General features: G+C 41.1%; 16 protein-coding genes and 7 pseudogenes. 15 read left to right on the top strand and 8 right to left on the bottom strand.

All coding sequences use genetic code 11. The features are described 5' to 3' along the window. The first annotated feature begins 51 nt into the window (after positions 1 to 51). The 6 genes and pseudogenes from QNH10_RS15290 to QNH10_RS15265 all read left to right on the top strand — a co-directional run bounded on the left by QNH10_RS15290 (position 52) and on the right by QNH10_RS15265 (position 4,488). Complete coding sequence (locus QNH10_RS15290; protein WP_283732219.1) at positions 52 to 462, top strand: hypothetical protein; 411 nt, start codon at positions 52 to 54, stop codon at positions 460 to 462. A 90-nt stretch (positions 463 to 552) separates the two neighbouring features. After that, positions 553 to 1,691: pseudogene (locus tag QNH10_RS15285) on the top strand (acyl-CoA dehydrogenase). A gap of 163 nt (positions 1,692 to 1,854) precedes the next feature. Further along, entirely contained in the window at positions 1,855 to 2,223 is a 369-nt protein-coding gene (locus tag QNH10_RS15280; protein ID WP_283732218.1) for a c-type cytochrome, read from the top strand. Positions 2,224 to 2,344: 121 nt separating this feature from the next. Further along, positions 2,345 to 2,626, top strand: coding sequence for a hypothetical protein (locus QNH10_RS15275; protein WP_283732217.1), 282 nt, complete (start codon positions 2,345 to 2,347; stop codon positions 2,624 to 2,626). A gap of 46 nt (positions 2,627 to 2,672) precedes the next feature. Then, positions 2,673 to 3,371, top strand: a complete 699-nt coding sequence (locus QNH10_RS15270; RefSeq protein WP_283732216.1) for a tRNA (adenine(22)-N(1))-methyltransferase — start codon at positions 2,673 to 2,675, stop codon at positions 3,369 to 3,371. Next, positions 3,368 to 4,488 (top strand): annotated as a pseudogene (locus QNH10_RS15265) (Nif3-like dinuclear metal center hexameric protein). Before QNH10_RS15270 ends, QNH10_RS15265 begins: the two are co-directional and overlap by 4 nt. A gap of 79 nt (positions 4,489 to 4,567) precedes the next feature. On the opposite strand, the gene QNH10_RS15260 reads toward QNH10_RS15265, so the two are convergent. Then, positions 4,568 to 5,548: a 4-hydroxy-3-methylbut-2-enyl diphosphate reductase gene (locus QNH10_RS15260; RefSeq protein WP_283732215.1), complete on the bottom strand. Its 981-nt coding sequence runs from the start codon at positions 5,546 to 5,548 to the stop codon at positions 4,568 to 4,570. Positions 5,549 to 5,674: 126 nt separating this feature from the next. Next, positions 5,675 to 5,866 (bottom strand): VrrA/YqfQ family protein, encoded by a 192-nt coding sequence (gene vrrA / locus QNH10_RS21255; RefSeq protein ID WP_430541125.1) that lies wholly within the window; start codon positions 5,864 to 5,866, stop codon positions 5,675 to 5,677. A 309-nt stretch (positions 5,867 to 6,175) separates the two neighbouring features. On the opposite strand from vrrA, the pseudogene QNH10_RS15250 reads away from it, so the two are divergent. Together QNH10_RS15250 and QNH10_RS15245 are read left to right on the top strand one after the other, a co-directional pair. Beyond that, positions 6,176 to 7,474: pseudogene (locus QNH10_RS15250) on the top strand (DEAD/DEAH box helicase). Continuing rightward, a complete protein-coding gene (locus QNH10_RS15245; RefSeq protein ID WP_283732213.1) occupies positions 7,464 to 8,369 on the top strand; it encodes a deoxyribonuclease IV in 906 nt (301 codons plus the stop codon). The pseudogene QNH10_RS15250 and the gene QNH10_RS15245 overlap by 11 nt, the downstream one beginning before the upstream one ends. Positions 8,370 to 8,421: 52 nt before the next feature. Here the strand turns inward: QNH10_RS15245 and QNH10_RS15240 are convergent, their stop codons facing one another. Then, positions 8,422 to 8,646, bottom strand: coding sequence for a hypothetical protein (locus tag QNH10_RS15240; protein WP_283734658.1), 225 nt, complete (start codon positions 8,644 to 8,646; stop codon positions 8,422 to 8,424). Between the two features lie 123 nt (positions 8,647 to 8,769). On the opposite strand from QNH10_RS15240, the gene QNH10_RS15235 reads away from it, so the two are divergent. From QNH10_RS15235 to QNH10_RS15225, 3 genes and pseudogenes are all read left to right on the top strand, one after another. Then, positions 8,770 to 9,534 carry a metal ABC transporter ATP-binding protein gene (locus QNH10_RS15235; protein ID WP_283732212.1) on the top strand — a complete coding sequence of 255 codons (765 nt, stop codon included), beginning with the start codon at positions 8,770 to 8,772 and terminating at the stop codon, positions 9,532 to 9,534. 2 nt (positions 9,535 to 9,536) lie between these two features. Next, positions 9,537 to 10,403, top strand: a complete 867-nt coding sequence (locus QNH10_RS15230) for a metal ABC transporter permease (RefSeq protein WP_283732211.1) — start codon at positions 9,537 to 9,539, stop codon at positions 10,401 to 10,403. Then, positions 10,400 to 10,815, top strand: a pseudogene (locus QNH10_RS15225) (Fur family transcriptional regulator). The gene QNH10_RS15230 and the pseudogene QNH10_RS15225 overlap by 4 nt, the downstream one beginning before the upstream one ends. Before the next feature lie 82 nt (positions 10,816 to 10,897). Here QNH10_RS15225 and QNH10_RS15220 read toward each other — a convergent pair. From QNH10_RS15220 to QNH10_RS15205, 5 genes and pseudogenes are all read right to left on the bottom strand, one after another. After that, positions 10,898 to 11,482, bottom strand: a complete 585-nt coding sequence (locus QNH10_RS15220) for a 5' nucleotidase, NT5C type (protein WP_283732210.1) — start codon at positions 11,480 to 11,482, stop codon at positions 10,898 to 10,900. Further along, positions 11,479 to 12,602: pseudogene (gene ispG, locus QNH10_RS15215) on the bottom strand (flavodoxin-dependent (E)-4-hydroxy-3-methylbut-2-enyl-diphosphate synthase). Before ispG ends, QNH10_RS15220 begins: the two are co-directional and overlap by 4 nt. 87 nt (positions 12,603 to 12,689) lie before the next feature. Then, complete coding sequence (locus QNH10_RS15210; RefSeq protein ID WP_283732209.1) at positions 12,690 to 13,022, bottom strand: hypothetical protein; 333 nt, start codon at positions 13,020 to 13,022, stop codon at positions 12,690 to 12,692. Positions 13,023 to 13,067: 45 nt separating this feature from the next. Further along, on the bottom strand, positions 13,068 to 13,349 hold the full coding sequence (locus QNH10_RS21250; RefSeq protein WP_430541071.1) for a DUF1189 family protein: 282 nt from the start codon (positions 13,347 to 13,349) through the stop codon (positions 13,068 to 13,070). Next, a complete protein-coding gene (locus QNH10_RS15205; RefSeq protein ID WP_283732208.1) occupies positions 13,256 to 13,570 on the bottom strand; it encodes a hypothetical protein in 315 nt (104 codons plus the stop codon). The genes QNH10_RS21250 and QNH10_RS15205 overlap by 94 nt, the downstream gene beginning before the upstream one ends. Before the next feature lie 210 nt (positions 13,571 to 13,780). On the opposite strand from QNH10_RS15205, the pseudogene QNH10_RS15200 reads away from it, so the two are divergent. From QNH10_RS15200 to QNH10_RS15185, 4 genes and pseudogenes are all read left to right on the top strand, one after another. Beyond that, positions 13,781 to 15,410 (top strand): annotated as a pseudogene (locus tag QNH10_RS15200) (Na/Pi cotransporter family protein). Between the two features lie 21 nt (positions 15,411 to 15,431). Then, the gene (locus QNH10_RS15195; protein ID WP_283732207.1) at positions 15,432 to 15,914 is read left to right on the top strand and encodes a DUF456 domain-containing protein; all 483 of its coding nucleotides are present in this window, start codon (positions 15,432 to 15,434) and stop codon (positions 15,912 to 15,914) included. 87 nt (positions 15,915 to 16,001) lie between these two features. Further along, positions 16,002 to 16,600 (top strand): annotated as a pseudogene (sodA, locus tag QNH10_RS15190) (superoxide dismutase SodA). 109 nt (positions 16,601 to 16,709) lie between these two features. Further along, positions 16,710 to 18,902, top strand: a complete 2,193-nt coding sequence (locus tag QNH10_RS15185; protein ID WP_283732206.1) for a peptidoglycan D,D-transpeptidase FtsI family protein — start codon at positions 16,710 to 16,712, stop codon at positions 18,900 to 18,902. Positions 18,903 to 18,925: the final 23 nt, after the last annotated feature.

Raw genomic sequence — 18,925 nt, 5'->3', positions numbered from 1 at the left:
CATTTTATGCCGATGCGTTTTATTATTTCCTAGGGTTCAGGGGGAGACATCGTGAGTAATCAACGGAAAAAGACCATAATAACAGAAATTAAATATTGGAAGGAAAATAAATTGTTACCTGAGCATTATTGTGATTATCTTATTACTCTATACACTCAAGGGGAACAAGAAGAGAATATCAATGCCTCAGATGCTATCCTTCCGAAAAGGAAAAAGAAATTAAACAAAAGCTTTATTTTTTTGCACCTTATATACATACTCTCTGGATTGATACTACTTGCAGTAAGCTTAAAAGTATGGGCAATCTATTTTGAGGGGCAAACAACATTATTGACTTTGCTCTTAGCCCTGAACTGCTTGCTGTGGTTTGTAATGGGTAGACTATTAAAATTGATCTATTTTACAATTTCAGGAGTTGCAGGCATCATTTTCATCATTACATTTATAGTCATGCATTTATAGAATAGTATCCTTCCAAAGAATGATTGTGATAATGCTTCGGATTTCGGTATAATAGTAATGTAAGCGTTCACAAAAAAGGGGATGTTAAAAATGAATTTTGATTTGACAGATGAGCAGCTGATGATTAGGAAGATGATGAGGGAATTTGCGGATGAAGTTGTTGCGCCAGGTGCAATAGAACGTGACCGTACAAAGGAATTTCCAATAGAGATTTTTAAACAGCTATCTGAAATGGGTATGATGGGGCTACCGTTTCCTGAAGAATATAGTGGGGCAGGGGCAGATACGACAAGTTTCGCAATCGTAACCGAAGAGTTAAGCCGTGCCTGCGCTTCAACTGGTATTACATATTCGGCGCATATCTCATTAGGTGGAGCACCGCTACATCTTTTTGGAACGGAAGAGCAGAAACGGAAGTACTTAACTCCAATCTGTACTGGGGAATCTTTCGGTGCATTTGGACTGACTGAACCGAATGCAGGGTCAGATGCGGGGGGTACTCAAACGACTGCAAAAGAAGACGGGGATGATTTCATCATCAACGGCTCAAAGGTATTTATAACGAATGCAAGTCATGCCAAACATCTTGCCCTTACTGCAATAACAGGTGAGAATAACGGTAAGAAGGAAATTAGTGCAATTATCGTACCGACAGATGCAGAAGGCTTTAAAGTGATTGATAACTATGAAAAGATGGGCTTGAATGCTTCGAATACAACAGAATTAGTACTTGAAAATGTAAGGGTACCGAAAGAAAACCTACTTGGAAAGCGTGGAAATGGGTTCAGGCAATTCCTTGTTACATTGGACGGTGGCAGGATTGGTATCGGGGCAATGGCTGTAGGTATAGCTCAGGCGGCTTTTGAAAGGGCGTTAAAATATTCTAAAGAACGAAAGCAGTTTGGAAAGGCATTATCAGAATTCCAAATAACGCAGTTTAAATTGGCAGATATGGCGATGAAAATAAATTAGCTCGAAATATGGTATATAAGGCTGCATGGATGAAGGATCAAGGCAGACCATTCACGAAAGAGGCTGCAATGTGTAAGCTATATGCGTCTGAAATTGCGATGGAAGTAGCCGATCAAGCAATCCAAATTCACGGTGGCTACGGGTATATGAAAGAATACGAAGTCGAGCGTTATATGCGAGATGCGAAACTGCTCGAAATAGGCGAAGGGACTTCTGAAGTGCAACGAATGGTGATTGCACGAGAAGTTCTTAATTGATTTTCGTATAAAATTTCATAAGCTAAGAAAAAGTATGTCGAATTTGTCACAAACGTAGAATTGTATAGGGATAACTCTTTCAGTTTTCTACAGGATACAGTACAATATTAAATGTGCACTGTATAATTTTACAGAATAATTCCTGGTGAAGGAGGGTAATTCAATGAAAAGCAATCCTGTAGTGCCTTATATCCTGATTTTCGCGCTGGGATTAGGACTTATTTTCTTTATGTCCCTATACGGTCTTGATCAGAAAAAAGAAATTGCTGGGGCGGGTGAAGAAGGTCAAACAGAAACAGATGTAGCTACATCTGAAGATTTCGATCCTGAAAGCTTTACTCAAGGTCAATGTGTGAGCTGTCATGGTGGCGATCTATCTGGTGGATTTGGACCAACTCTTCACGGTCTAACTGACAAAGAAGCGGTTCATGACATCATTAAAAATGGTGTTGGTTCAATGCCTGCATTTGGAAGTAAACTATCTGATGAGCAAATCGATCAACTAACAGACTATCTTCTAACACTTAAATAAGAGCAAGAAGTCATCGAAACTTGGCAATAACTTGCCGTTTCGATGGCTTTTTTAATTTTTGTATGTTTTTAATTCTATCAGTGATTAGTAAATCAGTGACACCGGCATTCTATGGGAAGTCGTGGGCATTCTATGGGAAGTCCGCGGTGTTCTATGGGAAGTCATCGGCGTTCTATGGGAAGTCATCGGCGTTCTATGGGAAGTCGTGGGCATTCTATGGGAAGTCGTGGGCATTCTATGGGAAGTCCGTGGTGTTCTATGGGAAGTCATCGGCGTTCTATGGGAAGTCCCTAACATCCTATGGGAAGTCGTCGGCGTTCTATGGGAAGTGCCGCCGTTTCTACGGGAAGACGCCGTACTCTCCAACGAAGTACATTATCCCGTTTTTGTAAATTGGCAATGATAATGGAATCCCCTTATAATGGGGATATTGGAAAGGCGGGGTTTTATTGAATTCAGACAAACTATCTATGCGACTAACAGCAGTCGCTTCATATGTAGAAACAGGTGCAATACTGGCTGATATCGGGAGCGATCATGCATATTTGCCTTGTTATTTAATCCGCAATGAAAAAATTTCAAAGGCCATTGCGGGAGAAGTTGTAAAAGGCCCTTTTGAGTCGGCAAAGAAAAATGTTAAAAAAGAGGGATTTGAGAATAATATAACTGTTCGTTTAGGAAATGGTTTGCAAGCTGTCGAGGAAAGTGATGGCGTAGATACAATTACCATTGCTGGTATGGGTGGACCTTTAATCGCTTCCATATTACAGGAAGGCCACACTAAACTTGGGCAAGTGAAACGCATAATTACACAACCAAATATTCATTCTTCGTCAATCCGGGAATGGGCAGTGCAAAATGGATGGGTCATTATTGACGAAGAGATCCTTAAAGAAGACGGCAAGATTTATGAAATTATAGTACTTGAAAGAGGGCAAGCCAACTACGATGAACTTGAGATGAAATTTGGCCCTTATTTACTTAAAGAAAAATCTCCAGTTTTTATTGAGAAATGGGAAAGGGAATCGACTGAATGGAAAAGGATTCTTGGCTCGTTGGAAAAGGCGGGAGATACGGAGGAAATCTACCAGAGGAAGGAGCAATTACGGAAGGAAATTGAGTTGGTTGGGAGGGTATTAACAAATTGAAAAAGGTAAATGGGCATGAAATTATAGCTTTATTTGAACAATGGTCCCTAAACGGTTTGCAGAAGATTGGGATCCGATTGGTTTACATATCGGCCAGCTGAACCGTCAAGTCGAGAATGTGTTAGTTACATTGGATGTCAATGAGGCTGTAGTTGACGAAGCAATCAAAAATCGTGCAAATTTAATAATTGCTCACCATCCACCAATCTTTAGCCCGATGAAAACAGTTTGGACGGATACACCCCAAGGTCGCCTTATCGAGAAATGCATTAAACACGATATATCTGTTTATGCTGCACATACGAACTTGGATGTAGCACCAGGTGGGGTGAATGACCTTCTTGCAAACCAATTGGGACTACTTGACTTGGAAGTGATGAGTCCAACCGTTTCAGATCCGTTGTACAAATTGGCTGTCTTTTGTCCAGTGAGTCATGCGGAACAATTACGAGCTGTTTTGGCACAGGCAGGGGCGGGAGCAATAGGAGATTATATCGGATGCAGCTTTACCTCAACCGGTACGGGAAGATTTATCCCGTCGACTGGTGCAAACCCGTTTATCGGAGAAGTTGGCAAGTTGGAAGAGGTCGAGGAGGAACGGATCGAAGTTGTGCTTCCTGGTCCGATCAGAGGAAAAGTTTTGAAGGCAATGCTTGCGGCGCACCCATATGAGGAGCCAGCATATGATTTTTTTGTGCTTGACCAACGAACCGAAGAATTTGGTCTTGGTAGGGTAGGCAATTTACCTGAGAAGATGGAACTTGAGCAATTCGCCATTTATGTAAAAGAAACATTCAAAGTTCCTGCTGTGAGAGTAGTTGGTAGTCCACAGAAGCAAGTACGTAAAGTTGCTGTGCTTGGTGGGAGTGGAAGCAAATATATCAAGGCGGCAAAACGAAAAGGTGCGGATGTTTTTGTAACTGGGGATATGGATTTTCATAGTGCGCAAGATGCTGAGTCATTGGATTTGGCAATTGTCGATCCGGGTCATCATGTAGAAAAGGTAATGATTACAGGCGTTGCAGAATATATGCAGCATGCCTCGCGTGAAAAAGGATATGAGGTTACCTTTATCCAATCCGAAATTGATACCGAACCGTTTCGATTTGTATATTAAATTAATACAAAAAAGAATAAAAAAAGTGCTGCCCAATATGTTAATAATTTAACGCGGGACAGCACTTTATTTAACTACCTTATTCGGTTACGGCATATGGTTCAATTCGCTTAACTGGTTCCGGGTTTTTGATTTTCGGTAAAATCTTCTCCAATTTGAACTTTCGTTCTGGTAAATGAGTGGATGGATCTTCCGGATCAAAGCTTTCAAGGAAATTAATCACTTCACGGACAATGATAGTCGGTGTAGAAGCTCCTGCGGTAACTGAAACGGTTTTAACATCTTTTAACCAATTAATATCAATCTCAGAAACATCCGATATGCGATAAGATGGTGTATTAGCGATTTCGACAGAAACTTGCGTCAGTCGATTTGAGTTATTGCTTTTCGGATCACCGACAACTATTAGAAGATCTGATTCGCCGGCTTGCTCCGCGACTGCTTCCTGTCTAACTTGAGTAGCAAGGCAAATCTCCTTGTGTGCTTCAATATGAGGAAACTTTTCTTTCAAAGCTTCCATAATATGAACGACATCCCACTGGCTCATTGTTGTCTGATTCGTAACAAGCAATTTCTCATTTTCAACCTCTAAATTCTCAACATCATCAAGCGTTTCAATCAGATGGACGGCATGAGGGGCTACGCCAATTGCTCCCTCAGGTTCTGGGTGATATTTCTTACCGATATAAATGATGTCATATCCTTGATCAGTCTTTTCTTTTATCAAGTCATGGGTAACTGTCACGTCTGGGCATGTCGCATCAATTGAAACGAGTCCTTTACGACGTGCTAGTTCCCTAACTTCAGGGGAAACGCCATGTGCCGTGAAGATGACAGTTCCCGTCTCAACCTTTTCAAGGATTTCCAAACGGTTTTTACCATCCAACGTAATAATGCCGTCCTCTTCAAATGCATCAGTAACATGCTTGTTGTGGACAATCATGCCAAGTATATAAATTGGTCTCGGCAATGATTTGTCGAGTGCCGCGTTTCTTGCAATAACCATTGCATCAACAACCCCGTAACAATATCCTCGCGGGGAAATCTTCTTTACTATCATTCGTTCCTCACTCCTCAAAAGAGATCTATATCTATTATAGCGGAGTTAGGCACCTGTTTCAAAATTATAAATTAGGTGGTTGGAAAATACGTGGATTGGAAATACCTGGAGTCGGGCCTGGCGTGCCTACCGGCGGCGTATTCCTTGCAACCGGGTTTGCTGCACCACTTGCTCCCCAGCTGCCCCGGAAGTTGGTAGCGACTGAAATCCTTTATATAATCTCCACATGGCAGGAAGGTTCTGGAACATTGGTGCTATTTGCTGGACAAGTGGTGCATATTGCTGTGCGGTAGTTAAAAAACGGTTAGCAGTTTGCATGTATGCTTCCATTTTGGGAATGTTTTGTCCCTGTCCCTGCATGGGCGGTCCGAATTGATTTCCCATTGGAGACCCCCGAAAAGGTTGTCTCGGTGGCTGGCCGAAGAAGGGTTGCTGTTGTTGGCCGTACATCGGTTGTCTAAAGCCGAACGGCGAAGAATGTCCGCGTGCAAAAGGATAGAAGGATTCGTATCTCATGGATAACCCCTTTCATTTGGTCATGATAACTTTCACATATATACTATGCCAAAAACACATACGATGGAACGAAAATCATGCTACAATAGGAATACGTTAGGAGGCATATAAATGTCTAAATTCACTGATTATCAATTCAAACCATTCATTAGGGAAGCAATCGACCGCTTAGGGTTCAAAGAACCTACACCTATACAGAAGGAAATGATTCCTTTAATTTTAAAAGGGTCGAATGCAATTGGCCAAGCCCATACAGGAACAGAAATCGCATAGTTTCCTTATACCAATTGTTGAACGGTTGGACGAGCAAAAAGAGGAATTGCAAGCTGTCATTACAGCACCGACAAGAGAACTTGCAATGCAACTATATGAAGAATTAAACAAAATAATTGAAAACACGGCAATACGGAGCTCGATTTTGATCGGAGGAACTGATAAGCAACGTTCCATTGACAAATTGAAGTCGAAGCCCCATATCATTGTGGGAACGCCGGGAAGAATCCGGGATCTCGCTGAAAATGGAGCATTGTCAATCCATACTGCTACAATTTTAGTTGTCGACGAAGCGGATCTGGCTTTTGACATGGGATTCATCGAGGATATCGATCAATTCGCTTCAAAAATGCCAACGAACTTGGAGATGTACGTATTCTCGGCTACAATCCCCGAAAAATTAAAGCCATTTCTTGCAAAATACATGGAAAATCCTATCCATGTGCAAATTGGAAATAAAAAGCCATTGACAGAGGGAATGCAATATCTCTTGTGCCGGTTCGAAGTATGGACAGAAAGAAAAAGTTGCTACATGTCTTGAATGCTATCAATCCATATTTGGCGATTGTTTTTACAAATACAAAGCAGAATGCAGATGAACTCGCGAATTATCTTGCTACGCAAGGCATTAAGGCAGGTAGAATCCACGGCGATTTGTCACCACGTGAACGAACAAGAATGATGAAACAGATTCGTGATCTTGAGTACCAATATATCGTAGCGACTGATCTTGCTGCACGCGGAATTGATATTCCTGGCGTCAGCCATGTCGTCAACTATGAACTTCCCGATGACTTGGAGTTTTTCATTCATCGTGTAGGTAGGACTGCGAGAGCGGGTCTTGAAGGTATTGCTATTACATTATATGAGCCTTCAGAGGACGATAAGATTGTCCAAATTGAAAAGATGGGTATCCCATTTGTCCATGAAGATGTGAAAAATGGAGAGTGGATAGAAGTAAAAGAGCGAAATGCACGGAAAAAGCGCGTCAAAGAAGTTGACGAACTGGATCGCAAAGCTGCATCCTTTGTCCGTAAACCTGACAAAGTTAAACCAGGTTACAAAAAGAAAATGGCAAAAGATATAGAGAAATTCAAGAAAAGGGAAAGGAGACTGAAACGCAAAAATGACAAATGATCAACCACTATTATTAGGTTCCCATGTTTCCATGAGCGGGAAAAAAATGCTCTTAGGTTCAAGTGAGGAAGCATTAGGATATGGAGCGAGCACTTTCATGATTTATACGGGTGCTCCGCAAAACACACGTCGAAAAGCAATTGAGGAGCTGAACATCGAACAGGGGCTCCTGCATATGAAAGAGAATGGATTATCCAATATTGTTGTCCATGCACCTTACATTATCAATATCGGGAACACAACAAAGCCCGAAACGTTCAGATTGGGCGTTGACTTCCTTCAAAAGGAAATAGAAAGAACAGCAGCCCTCGGAGCCAATCAGATTGTCCTTCACCCTGGTGCTCATGTAGGTGCGGGTGCCGATAAAGGGATTGAAAAGATTATTGAAGGGTTGAATGAAGTCCTCTCCGAAGATTCCACAGTGCGAATAGCCCTTGAAACGATGGCTGGGAAGGGCAGTGAATGTGGAAGGAATTTTGACGAGATTGCCAAAATTATCGATGGCGTTAAGAACAATGAAAGGCTTTCCGTCTGTTTTGATACTTGTCACGTTCATGACGCAGGCTATGATATCGTTAATGATTTTGATGGTGTATTGGAAGAATTCGACCGGATCATCGGCAAAGATCGAATTTCTGTTATCCATGTCAATGATAGTAAAAACGAACGCGGTGCGATGAAGGATAGACATGAAAATATCGGGCATGGGCATATCGGCTTTGAACCACTTAGCTATATCGTTCACCATCCGGACTTTGCGTTGATTCCAAAAATCTTAGAAACACCTTTCGTTGGTAACGATGCTAAAAACAAGAAAGCTCCATATGAGCAGGAAATCGGTATGTTGAAATTGAAACAATTCCAACCTGAGCTACGAGAGCTTTTATTAGTCTAAAAAAGAAGTCCCGCCCTTACAATAGCAAGGGCGGGGCTTTTTTAAATCATATCTAAATACTGACGAAACAATTCCTCACCTTTTTATCCCCAACAGCATTCTTTACTTTATCCAAGAAGCTTTCTGGTATTCCTGTAAATAGCCAATGAAATGAAATCTCGTCAAGCAATGGACGTAATGCCCTTATTTCATTTACGGATAAATTAATGCCATATGCATCCGCCAACATTTTCGCTTCTTGATCACTTTTCGTTTTTATCTCATTTAAAATTCTCATGTAATCCAAAATTAACCATTCCTTCTCAATTAGTTGTGCCCAGCCATCACTTCGTATATAATTTTACAAGTAATCGTAATCGTTCCTGTTTACAACAAGGAGATAATAGAAAGGATTTTTCATTTGAAAAAGTCGATTATTGAATGTGAAGATGTATATTTTCAGTATGAAGATTCTACTGTTCTTGAAGAAATTACACTAGAAGTGAAAGAGGGCGAGTTTTGGGCGCTTATAGGTCCGAACGGTTCCGGCAAATCAACGTTGATCAATATTATTTTAGGTCTAAAAAATCCCGATCAAGGGATTGTTAAGTTATTTGGTGAAAATGTGGACTCATTCCGGCAGCGGGAACGGATCGGCTATGTCTCACAGAAATCCAATTCATTCAACACGGGCTTTCCAGCTACAGTACTTGAAGTTGTAAAAAGCGGCCTTACCGCAAAGGTAGGATTGTTTAAAGCTTTTTCCAAACAAGATGAGCAGAGGGCGATGGAAGCATTGCGGATTGTTAAGATGGATGCATTTTCAACAAAGAATATTGGAGAATTATCCGGAGGGCAACAGCAGCGAGTGTTCATTGCGAGAGCATTGGTTGGAAAGCCTGACTTACTAATAATGGATGAACCAACTGTAGGAATTGACCAGAAAAACGTTGCTTCGTTCTATTCTATGCTCAATGAATTAAACCGTGAGCATGGTATTGCGATATTGCTTGTTACCCATGAAATTGATTTAGTAACCGACCTTGCAACGCATGTGGCTTGTTTGAATCGGTCAATCCATTTCCATGGCAGAAAAGCAGAATATCAGAATATGGATGATGCTGATATTTCGAAATGGTATGGTCATCCTGTAAGGCGCGTTCATACCGATCGGAAGGGGGTATAACGTTGATCAGTGCTTTATTGACATATGAATTTCTTCAGAATGCATTCTTATCTGGACTGATTATCGGTATCATTGCTCCTTTGTTAGGCTTATTCATTGTTGTAAGAAGACTTGCACTGATAGCGGATGCATTGAGCCATGTTGCACTAGCAGGCATTGCGGGAAGCCTTTTCCTCAGTCAATCGGTGCTGTTTTTTTCTGCTCTAAACCCAGTTTACCTTGGAATGGCGACGGCAGTTGGAGGCTCGCTTTTGATCGAAAAACTGAGAGGTGCCTATAAGCATTTTGAGGAACTTGCCATACCAATTATCCTATCTGCTGGAATTGGTTTTGGAGCAATCTTCATTTCTTTGGCTAAAGGGTTTTCATCTGATTTGATGGGGTATTTATTCGGTTCTGTTTCTGCTGTCAGTCGGCAGGATTTATGGATAATCGTCATTATTGCTATTATTGTTATTGTCTATATCCGATTAGTCTATAAAGAGCTATTTGCATTATCCTTTGACAGCGAATATGCAAAAATCTCAGGAGTGCGTGGCAAAGTAATTCAGACAATTTTTATGATTATCGTTGCATTGGTTATTGGTGCTTCCATGAGAATAGTAGGTATCTTACTTGTATCATCATTGATGACTATTCCCGTTGCGGCTGCAATACAGCTTGCAAAAAGTTTTAAAGGGGCCATGCTGTACTCACTAATTATCGGTGAGCTATCTGTTATCATCGGTTTATTTTCGGCGTACTATCTTGATATTGCCCCAGGAGGTACAATTGTCATAACTTCCATCGTCATTTTACTCGCAGTCTTAGGGTGGAATAAAGTGAAAGGTAGAAAACGAAACCGGATTGTGAAGGGGGAATTTGCATGATGTTAGATGAAGCTTGGATCATTCTACAAGAAAATCAACTCAAGCGGACTAAAAACCGAGAAACAATTCTTGAGTTTTTTGCTGAGAATGACAGGTATTTAACGGCAATGGAAGTTCGGAATTTTATGGCTGCCGATAATCCGGGCATTAGCTTTGATACGATATACCGCAATTTAGCGTCATTTTCCCAACTTGGTATTTTGGAAGAAACGGAGTTAAACGGTGAACGTCACTTCCGGATGCAATGCGATCACGGAGTACATCATCATCATTTTATTTGCACAACATGCGGAAAGACGAGAAATATACTACACTGCCGATGGAATCGATTTCGGTAAATTTACCTGGTTACGAAGTTGAAGGACATAAGTTCGAAATCTACGGAAAATGTCCGGTTTGTACAAAAGCGTAGGGTGCCTGCTTAGGCCCGAAGCTGGACGGCATTGATAATATAAAAGGAGTGGGAATCCCATTATAGGGTCCCACTCCTTATTTTATTTCACACTTTCTATTAGTGGAAACAGTTTATTGATCCATTCATTTGCTTCTTGCCAATTTGTTACTCGTATAACCCCTTCAGGAATCGGTTCGCGATTGTATGGGGTGTCAAAAAGAAAGACTGGAATACCCAATTCTTCATGTATCCCAACTGCATTATCATGCTTATCTTCAAAAAACGCGTCAACTTCAAACTTTCTCGCAGACTCTATTTTTTCATGGCTGCCGATTAATTCGATATGATCGTAAGGAATTTCCTCACGTTCGAACCATTGAACTGTACAATCCAAAACATTTTTTCCCCGTGCCGAAATATAGAACAACTCAAAACGCTGTTGTAATTCCGAAAGAATCATTTTAGCATGTTCCTGAGTGGGGGATGTTTCATAAATCGTAGTTTCAGCCTGACGATACCATTCATAGAACTCTTCTTCATTGACCGGGAAAGCCTTCGTTAAGTCGTATTCCTTTATATCATCTAAAACTAAATTACATCCAAATTGTTTATTGATATGCGGGAGTAGGGAAGTAGGACATGTTACAGTCCCGTCGATATCAATACCAAAACGGAATTCCCTCATTCAGCGGCTCCGCTTTTTAATAGAAGCTCTTCTTGACGCTTCTTTTCAAAGTATTCTTCAGCCAATTTATCGATTTCCATTTTTAACTCTTCAACCATTGTTTCCTCAGGAACTTTCCGGACCGTTTTACCTTTCATGAAAAGAAGGCCTTCCCCACGTGCGCCGGCAATGCCTATATCTGCTTCTCGTGCTTCTCCCGGCCGTTTACCGCACAACCTAATACAGCCACCTTCAAAGGAGCCTTGATCGTTGAAATATACTCTTCAACTTCATTGGCGATGGAAATTAGATCGATTTCGATACGACCACATGTCGGACAAGAGATAAGTGTTGCGGCATTCGATGAAAGTCCAAATACTTTCAATAGCTCGCGAGCAACTTTAACTTCTTGCACAGGATCAGCGCTTAAAGAAACACGAAGTGTATTTCCGATACCTGCTGAAAGCAATGTCCCGAGTCCTGCGGCACTTTTAATAGAACCTGCGAAAAGGGTACCAGATTCTGTAATACCAAGATGTAAAGGATAGTCAAAAGCAGCTGCGGCCTTCGTGTATGCTTCTACCGCGAGATTCACGTCAGATGCTTTCAATGAAACGATAATATCGTGAAAATGCAAGTCTTCTAATATTTTAATATGATGCAATGCACTTTCAACCATTCCATCTGCCGTAGGATATCCGTATTTTTTAAGGATATGCTTTTCAAGAGAACCGGCATTTACACCAATCCGAATTGGAATTCCTTTAGCTTTAGCCGCTTTAACAACAGCTTCCACTTTTTCTTGCCGTCCGATATTTCCAGGGTTGATCCTGATTTTATCGGCACCTTGTTCAATTGCGATTAACGCGAGTTTATAGTCGAAATGGATGTCAACAACTAACGGAATATTGATTCGCTCTTTAATAGCTCCAATTGAATAGGCTGCGCGTTCATCAGGGCAAGCTACACGAACAATTTGACAGCCCGCTTCCTCTAAACGCAATATTTCAGCAACTGTAGCCTCAACATCATGTGTTTTCGTTGTTGCCATGCTTTGGATGAACAACTCATCACTGCCGCCAATTGTCAAATTGCCTACACGGACAGGACGTGTTTTGGATCTGTGTGTCATTTCATTCATGGATTCTCTCTCCTTAAAAACTCATAACTACTTTCTATTTTAGCAATCAATCATATGAAAAGACAAGGGACTGAGTCTAAATCATCTTTAATTGCAGTTGTTCACACCCGTTTTGGAAAGTGGAAGCTTGACGGTCAGGCCGCCTACTATTTCCTGGTTTTGAAGATGGGGATTAAGGGAATAGAAGGTAGATAGTCTTTCTACAAATGTCATATTCATATCCGGATACATTGATAATAGCGTTTCAATTGTATCGCCTTCTATCGTAGTGACGCTTATTGAGTCAATTGTTGATTCGCTGCAAGGCTGCGGTGCTGTATCCCCGTAAAAAGCAGCCAGAGGGATTGTCCCTTCTGAAAAGTCAATTCGGATAATATGGATGGCTATAAAAATAATAACGGCTATTAATAAAGTGCGCATGGTCATTCCCCCTCGCGATACTATATGCGAGAAATGGGAAAGTATTCATTTTGGCGCGTTTGGATAATACTTGAGTGTTACAAAAATATAGCAGATATGAATTAAGGACGACAATACTGAACTAATGGTTTCAGCAGAAGGGAAGAAGTCCAGTACAATCGTTATTAATAAAGGAACAGTCGCTGCAATTGCCGTCGTCCTCCATAAAAAACGATACTCCACACGTTTTTTTCTCAACTTTCCAATGAGCATTCCGATAGCTGCAAAGATACTAATTCTAACAAATACATAAAATGTGGCAATGACAAATTGAATAACAAATGCCATAGGATAAAGTAGTCCGCCAATTGTTTTACTATAATCGTCCAATTCTGGACTAGTTTCAAAAAGTGCAACATCCCCAAAACAAAAAGGCTGAATGAGATCAAAGTCATTAACAGGATGAAAAAGAAAGCAAAGCGGATCACCCTTCCAATTGGAAGGAGACGGAATGCCGCAAGCTTTTTCGGTTCATGAAAGCCAGCAAGTAATAATTGGTGAAACTTCACAATACAACCTCCTTCAACTATTAATAGTTTATCATTTTCTTAATTTAAAAAGGCAAATATGGTTGAAATGCATATTTGACAAAATGATGGCAGTATCTTGGTGAATTGTTAAGGGAATGTAAAGTTTTAGCTGTTAGTATTTACAATTCCTTAATATTATCAACATAATAAGATTGAATTACATAATGTTTGATGGAGGTTGGCTGAATAATGGAGATGAATTGGCAGGAAATGCTCTTTCAGTTTGTGGGGGTTAGGGATTTTCCTCTTTGCCATTAAATACATGGGTGATGGACTACAAAAAGCGGCGGGGGATAGGCTTAGATCCATTTTGGATCGGTTCACTACAAACCCGTTCATGGGTGTGCTTGTCGGAATTATTGTTACCGTCCTCATCCAGTCCAGTTCGGGAACGACTGTTATTACTGTTGGATTGGTTAGTGCAGGCTTCATGACGTTGAGGCAAGCAATCGGTGTCATAATGGGAGCAAATATTGGGACAACAATTACTGCCTTCATCATCGGATTGGACGTAGGTGCGTATGCATTGCCAATTATGGCTGTAGGTGCTTTCCTCATATTTTTCATGAGGAAAAACTCTGTAAAAAATATTGGTGAAGTTATTTTCGGTTTCGGTGGCTTATTCCTAGGTCTCGAGCTTATGAGCGCTGGTATGAAACCACTCAGATCGCTTAGTGCGTTTTCCGATTTTACAGTCGCGATGGCAGATCATCCGTTATTAGGGGTTGTAGCTGGAACGGTATTTACTCTTATTGTTCAAAGCTCAAGTGCGACGGTAGGGATTTTGCAAGGTTTGTATGCAGAGAATCTTATCCCATTAGGTGCTGCTTTACCGGTGCTGTTTGGCGATAATATCGGAACGACAATTACGGCAGTACTTGCGTCAATTGGTGCCTCTGTTGCAGCAAGAAGAGCCGCAGCGACACATGTACTTTTCAATATTGTAGGTACAATCGTGTTCATGATTATCCTTTATCCATTCACTTTATATGTTGAATGGATTGCGGGTGTTTTAAATTTGGAAAATAAAATGCAAATTGCCTTTGCCCATGGTTCATTCAACGTCGCAAATACAATATTGCAATTTCCGTTAATCGGAGCTTGGGCATTGTTGGTAACAAAGATCATTCCAGGCAAGGATGTTACAATTGAATACAAGCCGAAGCATCTGGATCCTAACTTTATCAACCAATCGCCAGCTGTCGCAATTGGACAAGCGAAAGAGGAAATCATTCGAATGGGTGATTTCGCGGTTCAAGGATTGCAAGAGACGTATGAGTATTTAAAAACAAGTAATAAACGAAATGCTGAAACAGCCTATCAAATCGAAGACGCCATCAATAATTTAGATAGAAAAATCACTGATTACCTCGTAGAAATCTCGGCTGTTAACATTTCACCGATCGAATCGGCCAGACATGTAATGCTGATGGATACAGTACGTGATATTGAACGAATTGGTGACCATTTTGAAAACATCATTGAATTGATCGATTTCCGTGAAGTGAACCGTGTGAAATTGACGGATGAAGCTATGAATGACTTAACAGAGATGTTTACTCTAACTATAGGTACAGTTGATAAAGCGATTCGCTCGCTTGATATGAACGATACAGAGTTAGCGAAGTCGGTTGCAGAGCAGGAAGACTTGATCGACAAGATGGAGCGGAAGTTCAGGAAAAACCATATTGTTAGACTAAATGAAGGACTGTGTACTGCACAGTCAGGTATGGTATTTGTCGATATCGTTTCGAATCTTGAACGAATCGGTGATCATGCCGTTAATATTGCAGAGGCGATTTTAGGGAAACGAGTATAAGGAAAATTCGGGAGGGAAGTCATGGAAATAATCGGTTGGATAATAGCCATTGTCATGTTTATCATCGCATTTATCGGATTGGTTTACCCAATCATCCCTTCCGTAATCTTTGTTGTGGGCGGTTTCTTGTTGTATGGATGGATTGTGACGTTTGACGGGATGAATTGGCTATTTTGGATCATCCAAATTCTTTTTGTGGTTTTGCTGTTCGGTGCTGATACACTAGCCAATATTGTTGGCGTGAAGAAATTTGGCGGTTCCAAACCAGGGATGTGGGGAAGTACGATTGGTCTGCTTGTAGGACCTTTCGTAATTCCTGTTGCTGGCATTCTGATTGGACCGTTTATCGGTGCAGTTTTGGCCGAGCTGCTTATATCGCGTACAGACTTTAAACAATCATTGAAAACGGGAATCGGGTCCCTTGTTGGTTTCTTAACATCCATTGTTGCAAAAGGGGCTGTAATGCTTCTAATGATTGGAATATTTATATTCTTTGTCGCCTAATAGTTCATTTAAATTGAATGCCCTTCTAAATTTTGATAATGTTTATAGTGCAGGATAAATTATGAATCAATCAAGGAGGAATGGAAAATGGCTTACAAATTACCAGAACTGCCATACGCATATGATGCGTTAGAGCCTCACATCGACAAAGAAACGATGAACATCCACCACACGAAACATCACAATACGTATGTGACTAACGTGAACAACGCATTGGAAGGACATGAAGAGCTAGCTTCTAAATCTGTAGAAGAGCTTATCTCCAATTTGGATGCTGTTCCTGAAAACATCCGTACAGCTGTACGCAATAACGGTGGTGGACATGCAAACCATACATTCTTCTGGAACATTCTTTCACCAAACGGTGGCGGAACTCCAACGGGTGCTCTTGCAGAAGCTATCGATAAAAAATTCGGAAGCTTTGATGCATTCAAAGAAGAGTTTGCAAAAGCTGCTGCAACTCGCTTCGGCTGGGATGGGCTTGGCTTGTTTCAAACAACGGAGAACTTGAAATCATGTCTACTCCAAACCAAGATTCACCATTAATGGAAGGCAAAACACCAGTGTTAGGTCTTGACGTTTGGGAGCATGCTTACTACCTAAACTACCAAAACAGACGCCCTGACTATGTTTCAGCTTTCTGGAACGTTGTTAATTGGGACGAAGTTGCTAAAAACTTCGGCTAAAATCAAAAATTGATGCAACCTAGCATACATTCTGTTCGTCAGAATGTATGCTTTTTGTATATAGAATGATATAATCCAAAGTGGACTATTTTAAGTAAGGGGAATACATATGAAAAAGCCGATGCGCAAGGTGGATCAAGCAAAAATCCGTCAACGGAAACATATTGCCTTTAGGATGAACCTACTTTTCTTTTCGATTTTCATCCTGTTTTCCATGCTCATTTTCAGGCTTGGGTATTTGCAAATCGTTAAAGGCGAGGACTATACAAGGGAATTGGAGAAGAAAGAGGAAATCGCTGTCAATACCAGTGTCCCACGTGGCAGGATTTATGATCGCATGGGGAATATCCTTGTTGATAATAAACCAATGAACGCCATCACATATACGAAGTCAACATCCACAACTGCAAGGGAAATGTTAGAGATTGCCGAGAGTCTATCCGAATTGATCGAGCAAGATACGAGGAGGGTTACGGTCGGCGATAAACGGGATTTCTGGATTCTTTTGAATAATGAAGAGGCAAAAGCGAAAGTCAGCGCCGAAGAAATAAAGGAAATTGGCAAGGATGGAACGCTTTCCAAACAGGACATTCAGCGCGAGGTAAACAGGTTGACGCGTGAGAGGGTAACAGAAGAAGAACTAGACTCTTTTACAGATCATGAACTTGAAGTATTAGCAATCTATCGAGAGATGATGTCAGGCTATGCTTATTCTCCTCAAATTATTAAAAGCGGCAATGTAACGGAGGAAGAGTTTGCGGCAGTCTCAGAACGATTGACTGAATTTGAAGGAGTCGATACGACGACCGATTGGGAACGTGTTAAATTCTCTGACAGCACAATTCTTGGTACGATGACGAGCCCGATCGAGGGGATTCCGTTAACGCATCTGGATTATTATTTGGCTAGGGACTATTCCCGCAACGATCGGATCGGGCGAAGCTACTTTGAACAATATTACGAAGAACTTTTAAAAGGTCAGAAGACTATCGTCAAAAACATTAAAGATCGAACGGGCCGTGTCGTTGAAACAAAAACCGTAAGAGAAGGTGAGCCGGGTAAGGATCTTGTTTTGTCGATGGACAGTGAATTACAAGAATCATTGGAAAAACTTCTATCAGATAAGTTGTTAGAGTTAAAGAAAGACCCTAAGTCGGATCTATTGGATCGAGCTTTTCTAATCATGATGGATCCGAATAACGGTGAAGTCCTTTCCCTTGTAGGAAAACGACTACTAAAGGATCCTGACTCAGGTAGATGGGAAGTCCGTGACTATGCTTACGGAACATTCACTTCCGCCTATGAAGTAGGGTCAACTGTAAAAATTGCGACTGTATTGACGGGCTATAGTGAGGGCGTATTAAATGTCGGGGACATTAAAATAGACGAACCAATCTATATTGCTAATTCCAAACCAAAACGATCTCTATTCAATCAGAACGGACGCTATTCTGTCGATGACGTCCTGGCACTTGGCAGGTCTTCTAACGTCTATATGTTCCGGATTGCCATGTCTCTTGGGAACGCAGTGTATAGACCAAATCTTCCACTACCAATCGATATTGAAGGATTTGATAGACTTCGGAATGGGTATGCCTCATTCGGGTTAGGTGTGAAGACAGAAATTGATTTGCCGGGCGAATACGCGGGTCAAACAGGTACGGATACTATTTCGGGTAAGCTCTTAGACTTCGCAATCGGGCAGTTTGACACGTATACGCCATTGCAACTCGCACAATACGTTTCTACAGTTGCAAATGGAGGATATAGGGTTGCACCTAAGATTTTGAAAGAAATCCGAGAGCCTTCTCGTGATGGTGAAACACTTGGTCCTTTGTTGCAAGAGACGAAAGTAAAAGTATTAAATCGTATCAACAATACCGAAAAAGAGATTGAGCAAGTGAAAAAAGGGATGAAATACGTATACTATGGACCGAATGGAACGGCGCCGAATCTGTTTAATGATGCACCGTACACAGCTGCGGGTAAAACAGGAACTGCCCAATCTGCGTATTACGGAGATGATCGTAGCAAGTATGGAATGGCGTCTGTTAACTTGACCCATGTCGGATTTGCACCAGCCGAAGAGCCTGAAGTGGCGTATGCGCTTGTTATTCCGTACGCTTCTACGGATCGCGGCCACTACCCAAGTAGGGATGCGAATCGGTTAATGAGAGATGCACTTGATATTTATTTTGATTTGAAAGAAAAACGTGGAAACGTGAACCAAAACGAAACGACTAGTCTAAAAATAGGACGTAAATCTGTTGTGGAGCTTGATGAGGAAGACGAGAAGGAATAAAAAAACTGCCAGATCGATAACAA

This window comes from Sporosarcina thermotolerans (assembly GCF_030067815.1).
Classification (GTDB): Bacteria; Bacillota; Bacilli; order Bacillales_A; family Planococcaceae; genus Sporosarcina; species Sporosarcina thermotolerans.
Note: the sequence above shows the minus strand (reverse complement) of the source record. Positions and strands in the feature narration are given on the sequence as shown.